The sequence below is a fragment of the Candidatus Magnetominusculus dajiuhuensis genome (assembly GCF_046044395.1).
GTDB lineage: Bacteria > Nitrospirota > Thermodesulfovibrionia > Thermodesulfovibrionales > Magnetobacteriaceae > Magnetominusculus > Magnetominusculus dajiuhuensis.
In genome coordinates this window covers 1-6,363 of record NZ_JBJUSG010000169.1, presented here as the reverse complement: position 1 = coordinate 6,363, position 6,363 = coordinate 1, and the positions used below count along the sequence as shown (strand labels likewise).

The window sequence follows — 6,363 nt, the reverse complement described above, 5'->3', positions numbered from 1 at the left end:
GGGGGGGGGGGCTGCTTTACTATTGTGACACAGTCTGGAAAGCAGGAATCCAGTTTTCATGGCAAAACGTGATCATCGTTGGTTGTCCAGCCCTTGAGTCTCTCATGTCGAACTTGCAGGTATAGAAAAGTGGTATTATTCCTTATTCCTAAGAGGCTGGATTCCTGCTTTCGCAGGAATGACAGACAAAAAATACATAGTGAGTTTGCCATGGGACGAGTAGCAGCAGTCTTCCACGGCCGCAGTCTGCCGCCAATGTAGGTAATTTCCCTATACGTATTCTCCATCTTCCTATATAGATAATAGCCTTCTACCGATTGATTCATAATTTCATTCATGTGATAATTAACCAGGCTATTTTATAGCCTGATTTGTGAAAACAGCTCAGAGCGGCGAGATCTTCAGTCGGGTGGCTTACTGATGGAGGTGGAAAATGTCAGGAATTGTAATCTCAAAATCATCGGAGGAGCGTTATAAGCCATTAAACCCTTTTCTCGTGGATTGTGATAAGGCTGAGGAGCTGGATGATTTTAATGCTATACTCAAGTGTATAATCAACTATCTTAAAGAGCAATGCAATGGCAGTACATCGTTAGACGCCAACCATGAGGCTCTGATCTCCAGGATGGTGGATTATGTTGACTTGCAGACGAGGCTTAAAAGAAGGCTCCTTCAAATTGGAATCGCCCTCTCGGCTGAGAAAAACATAGATGTCCTGCTTGAAATGATTGTGTCTGAGGCAATGGACTTCACTAACGCCGACGGCGGCACGCTTTACATCATGTCGCCTGACGAGCGAAGCCTGTTATTTAAAATAATTCGAAATAATTCGTTAAATGTGAAAATAGGTGGCTTAGGCGGAGAGCCTCTCAATTTTCCACCAGTACCGCTTTACAATGACAACGGCGCAAAAAACATGCAAAACGTTTCCGCACATGTTGCCCTGACTGGTGAAACCATCAATTTCCCTGATGTTTATGAGGCAGAAGGGTTTAACTTTAAGGGGACAAAGGAATACGATAAAAATAACGGTTACCGCTCAAGTTCGATGCTCGTTACCCCTTTGAGAAACCACGAACGCGAGATAATCGGCGTTTTACAGCTTATTAATGCCGGCAACAGTAAAGGCAAAGTGATAGCATTTTCACAGGATTATCAGTTTCTGATAGAATCTCTGGCCTCTCAGGCGGCAATCGCCATCACAAACTCAACCCTTATCGGAGAGTTGAGCGCCTTGTGGGATTCCTTTATCAAGGTAATAGCCACAGCGATTGACCAGAAATCCCCGTATACGGGTGGACACATCAGGCGTGTAGCAGAGCTGACAATGGAGATTGCAGGGGGACTTAACAACTCTGAAGATGAGAAGTGGAAGGGTTTTAGCCTTACGCCGGATGAACAGAAAGAATTGAAGACAGCCTCGTGGATGCACGACATTGGAAAAATAACCACCCCGGAATTCGTAGTTGATAAGGCCACTAAGCTGGAGACTATTTATGACCGTGTGAATACGGTAAACATGAGACTTGAGGTATTAAAAAGGGATGTCGAAAACGAATACCTGAAAAAGAAGCTCGAACTTGTGGCCGCCCATAGCGGAAGCGACCAGAGCGCCCTTCAAAAACTCGATGATGAGTTCTCAGTGCGAATTGCGGAACTGGACAGCGATAGGGAGTTTTTAAAGACGACCAACATTGGTGGCGAGTTTACCTCGGACGATAAAATCAAAAGAATACAAAAGATAGCCTCATACAATATTATTGTTGACGGCAAGCCTGAGCCTGTTTTAAGCGGCGAGGAGGTAATGAATCTGAGCATACAAAGAGGAACTCTGTCAGATCAGGAACGCGAAATAATACAGAACCATGTCGTAATGACATATAAAATGCTGAGTCAGCTGCCGTGGCCGAAAAAGATGAAAAACGTTCCCACTTACGCGGGCGAACACCACGAAAAACTTGACGGTACAGGGTATCCAAACGGCGTGTCCGCAGAGAGGCTTTCCATGCAGTCAAGAATAATGGCAATCTCCGATATATTTGAGGCACTGTCGGCGGGGGACAGACCATACAAACCTGGTAAAAGGCTCTCAGAGTGTGTCAGAATACTCGCGTTCATGGCAAAAGATGGACATGTTGACAAAGAAGTTGTCGATTTTTTCATAACCTCAGGGATACTGTGTCAGTATGCAAAAAGGGAATTGAAGGAATACCAGTTAGATAATTTTACTTATAACGGCAAAGAATATACATGTGGCGAAGTGAATAGCCATGACGTAGAGACTGTTTAACAAACTGTGTCAATCCTGAGAAAGCGAAGGGAAGCAGCGGTACTGAAATAGGTATCAGTATCGCCGGATGATTACTACAAGGTTGTTCAGACCGCATCTTACACTATACTTGGAATAAATCAGAGGGGGTATAGTCCTGGGCAATTTAATAAACATTAGCCCATATCCATTTATTATTAAGCTGCTTCTGGCCCTTTCCCGACGGGTGACCATTTTCAGCAACCGATTGACGAGTTTAAAGCAGAGACAGCGCGGCAGGTGATGACCGACTTTTGGCTTACAGGTCTATGTTTATGGGCTTCGCTGTCCAGATGTCATCGGCGTACTCTTTTATTGTCCGGTCACTTGAGAAAAACCCTATGTTTGCCACATTTAGTATGGACATTTTCGTCCATCTGGCCTGGTCTTTATATGCTTTGGCCACGCGCTCCTGGCACCTGGCGTATGAGTCGAAATCCGCCATCAACAGATATTGGTCTCCATTGTTCAGCAGGGACTCTATAATAGGTTTGAAGAGGTTTGCGTCGCCTCCTGAGAAATAACCATCAGCAATCATATCAATTGCCTGTTTTAGTTCAGCGTTTTTTTCGTAATATTCACGGGGATTGTAGCCGCTCTGTTTGAGGTTAGCCACCTCGACCGCGGTCAGGCCGAAGATAAAAATATTGTCCGCCCCGATGTTTTCTTTCAGCTCTATATTAGCGCCGTCGAGCGTTCCTATGGTAAGAGCGCCATTGAGGGCAAACTTCATGTTGCCGGTTCCTGAGGCCTCAGTGCCAGCCGTTGAAATCTGCTCGGAGAGTTCTGCCGCCGGAAGGATTTGCTCGGAGAGCGAGACAGAATAGTTTTCCATAAAAAATAACGTCAGCGAGTGCTTGGCCTCGGGGTCGTTGTTAACCACCTCGGCTATGGAAGTGATGAGTTTGATTATAAGTTTTGCAATGAAATACCCGGGGGCGGCCTTGCCTCCGAATATCACCGTCCTCGGTACGATGTTAGCGGCACCGCTTCCGCCTTTGCAGGTGGCCTTTATCCGGTTGTAGAGCACTACGGCGTGAATGGCATTAAGAAGCTGCCTTTTGTATTCGTGCAGCCGCTTGAAATGGCAGTCAAATATGGAATCAACGTTTAGCGATACCCCCTTTTTTTCACCGAGACAGTGCGCAAGCAATTGTTTGTTTTCCTGCTTGATGACGCGCCACCGCTTTTGAAAATCACTATTGTCGGCAAGCGGTATGAGTTTTTTCAGTTCGTAAAGGTCGCGCACCCAGCCATCACCTATATGTTCGGTTATCAGTTCGGACAGGGCGGGGTTGCAGAGCCTGAGCCACCTGCGCTGAGTGATGCCGTTTGTCTTGTTGTTGAATTTTTTTGGCCAGTAATCGTAGAAATCTCGGAACAGTTCATTTTTGATTATTTCTGAGTGCAGGGCGCTGACGCCGTTAACCGAGCGGCTGCCCACGATAGAAAGATTCGCCATGCGCACCTTCTTCTCATCACCTTCCTCAATAATGGACATGCGGCCTAATCTGCCAGCATCTCCGGGGTATCTCTCCGCGACACCCTTGAGGAAGCGGTAGTTGATTTCATATATAATCTCCAGATGGCGCGGCAGTACGCGTTCAAAGAGCGGGACAGACCACCTCTCAAGGGCCTCTGGCAGTATCGTGTGGTTGGTATAGCCAAACGTCTCCGTGGTTACCCACCATGCGGTGTCCCAATCCAATTCCTCTATGTCTATAAATATCCTCATCAGCTCGGCGATGGCAATGGACGGGTGTGTGTCGTTCAGTTGAATGGCCGCCTTGTTGGGAAAATCCCTGTAATGTATGGGCAGCGGCCTGTTTTTCTTAAAACGGCGCATGATGTCCTGAAGCGTGGCCGAGACGAAAAAATACTCCTGCTTCAGACGCAGTTCCTTTCCCTCAAACACATTGTCGTTGGGATAGAGCACCTTTGAAATCGTCTCCGTAAGCACTTTGTCTGACACCGCCCTTTGATAGTCGCCATGCTGGAAATAGCCGAGGTCGAAATCGCGGGTGGACTTTGCCCCCCAAAGACGCATCGTGTTTACTGTGTTATTATGATAGCCGGGGATGGGCGTGTCATATCCCAGCGCTACAACATCCTGAGTATCTACCCAACTGCATATTAAATTCCCCGCCGCGTCCGTACATTTATTTACCTTTCCATAGAATTTCACGATAAAAAGATATTCCGGCCTCTCAATTTCCCACGGGTTGCCATAACGAAGCCAGTTATCCGGGGTCTCTATCTGGTGTCCATTACGTATCTTTTGAAAGAAAATACCATACTCATAGCGGATTCCATAGCCATAGGATGGGATTGCAAGCGTTGCGAGTGAGTCCAAAAAACACGCGGCAAGCCTACCCAGCCCACCGTTACCCAGACCAGGGTCCCATTCAAGCTCTCTGAGTTCTTCAAGCTCGAGGCCCATGTCCTGGAGTTCCTTTTGCACCTCTTCATATATGCCCAAGTTTACGAGGACATTGCCCAGTGACCTGCCAATTAAAAATTCCAGAGAAAGATAATAAACCCTCTTTACGTCCGCGTTGTAGTAGGTCTGCTGGGTCTTTATCCATTTCTCGACGAGCCTGTCGCGCACCGCAAGGGCAAGGCTCTTATACTTGTCTCTCTTGGTGGCTGTATACTCATCCTTTGCCAGCGTATACTTCAGGTGGCGCAGAAAGGATGCCCTGACCGAGTCCCCCTCACCGGTGGTTGACACCTTTACCTGTTCAGCTTTCTTACGTTGTACCATAACGAGGACATTATAAACGCTGAAAAGATGATTTGTCAATACGCCGAAACATGTTGCGTCACATTTTGTTTCCCGCGTCTTTGGCAAGAATCAAGCCGAGGCCTGTTATTATGGCCGTAACACCCGCGTCAGGATTTTTAATGACACCCCATCCGAACACAGTCATAATCCCATAGGCGATGCTAAGAACTCCAACTGCCGTCGTCTTCCAGTTTCTCATTAATATGTCCTCCTTATGTGCCCTCCGGGCCAATCAATAAGCCCCGGAGGGTGTGGCTGATGAGTTTATTTAGGAAGCTGTCGGCGTTGTTGCCGTGGTTGATGTTACAGTTGCGGCGCCAACCTCATGCGGCTGTGCAAACATGGACTCTAGTGCGCCGACGATATTTGTAATACCGCTGACATAGTTTCTTTGTACTCCGGCTCCTCCGAACAGGCTTAGGATTCCTACGCCTAACTGTAAGACTCCCTGGATTGTGATGTTACCCATTTGTGGCCTCCTTATGTGACTGAATGTATTTATTTAACCGCCCAAGGCGGTTTAACCAGCCGCCCAGAAATCGGGCATTACTGCCCATGGCGGCGATGGCTTCGTAGTAATCTTTCCGAATTGCCAGATATGCGTTAACTCCCTTGTATGAGCTGTCTACACGCCTGATAATGTTATTAGCCTTTCCTACACCCATATTTACGGCCGTGTCTAACTGGACAAGACACATCGGCCAGGCGAGTTTATCGCACCCTGACGGCAGCCAGTAATCGCGGTGATATATATCCTTCGCCTCCCCGACGCTGAGATTTTTTATATCTATGTTGGGATATGCCCTCTTGCTGATACCGTAGTTGGTCTCACCTCCGGGGTCGTCAGGGTTATTGACATACCCGCCCTCCGCGTCGAGGACGAACGCTATTGACTTCCCGAAATTATCTACCATCGCATTACCCCCTTAATAGCGTTACTGCCTATATATATGTCCAAAATTCGCATAAATGCCATATAAAGCCAGTAAAGACGCCGGTCTCCTATTCGCATGGGATATTTAAAAGGCCAATATTGACGAAAACCAATACAATATTGTAGGAGAGCTACAATATTGTCGTACACCCTGAATGAATTAACACGGTAAATTTGTTCTCCATCATAAGTAAGCGGTAGTTGCTTAGATTGTTGTCATCTTTGTCTCTTTTTGTCATTCCGGCTTGTCCGGAATCGTCACTTAAATGGTTGTTTTATGATGATTTTGCCTATTCTGAGATATAAGGACAATAGGGGTAGGGAAGGCTCTCACCT

Annotated in this window: 5 protein-coding genes; 1 reads left to right on the top strand and 4 read right to left on the bottom strand. The window is 46.9% G+C overall.

All coding sequences use genetic code 11. The features are described 5' to 3' along the window. Nucleotides 1–433 precede the first annotated feature (433 nt). Entirely contained in the window at nucleotides 434–2,290 is a 1,857-nt protein-coding gene (locus tag AB7D94_RS15970) for an HD domain-containing phosphohydrolase (protein WP_420267007.1), read from the top strand. 277 nt (nucleotides 2,291–2,567) lie between these two features. On the opposite strand, the gene AB7D94_RS15965 is transcribed toward AB7D94_RS15970, so the two are convergent. From AB7D94_RS15965 to AB7D94_RS15950, 4 genes are all read right to left on the bottom strand, one after another. Next, the gene (locus tag AB7D94_RS15965) at nucleotides 2,568–5,072 is read right to left on the bottom strand and encodes a glycogen/starch/alpha-glucan phosphorylase (RefSeq protein ID WP_420267006.1); all 2,505 of its coding nucleotides are present in this window, start codon (nucleotides 5,070–5,072) and stop codon (nucleotides 2,568–2,570) included. 58 nt (nucleotides 5,073–5,130) lie between these two features. Beyond that, the gene (locus tag AB7D94_RS15960) at nucleotides 5,131–5,292 is read right to left on the bottom strand and encodes a hypothetical protein (RefSeq protein ID WP_420267005.1); all 162 of its coding nucleotides are present in this window, start codon (nucleotides 5,290–5,292) and stop codon (nucleotides 5,131–5,133) included. Nucleotides 5,293–5,361: 69 nt separating this feature from the next. Beyond that, entirely contained in the window at nucleotides 5,362–5,562 is a 201-nt protein-coding gene (locus tag AB7D94_RS15955) for a hypothetical protein (protein ID WP_420267003.1), read from the bottom strand. Next, complete coding sequence (locus AB7D94_RS15950) at nucleotides 5,555–6,007, bottom strand: glycoside hydrolase family 108 protein (protein ID WP_420267002.1); 453 nt, start codon at nucleotides 6,005–6,007, stop codon at nucleotides 5,555–5,557. The genes AB7D94_RS15955 and AB7D94_RS15950 overlap by 8 nt, the downstream gene beginning before the upstream one ends. Nucleotides 6,008–6,363: the final 356 nt, after the last annotated feature.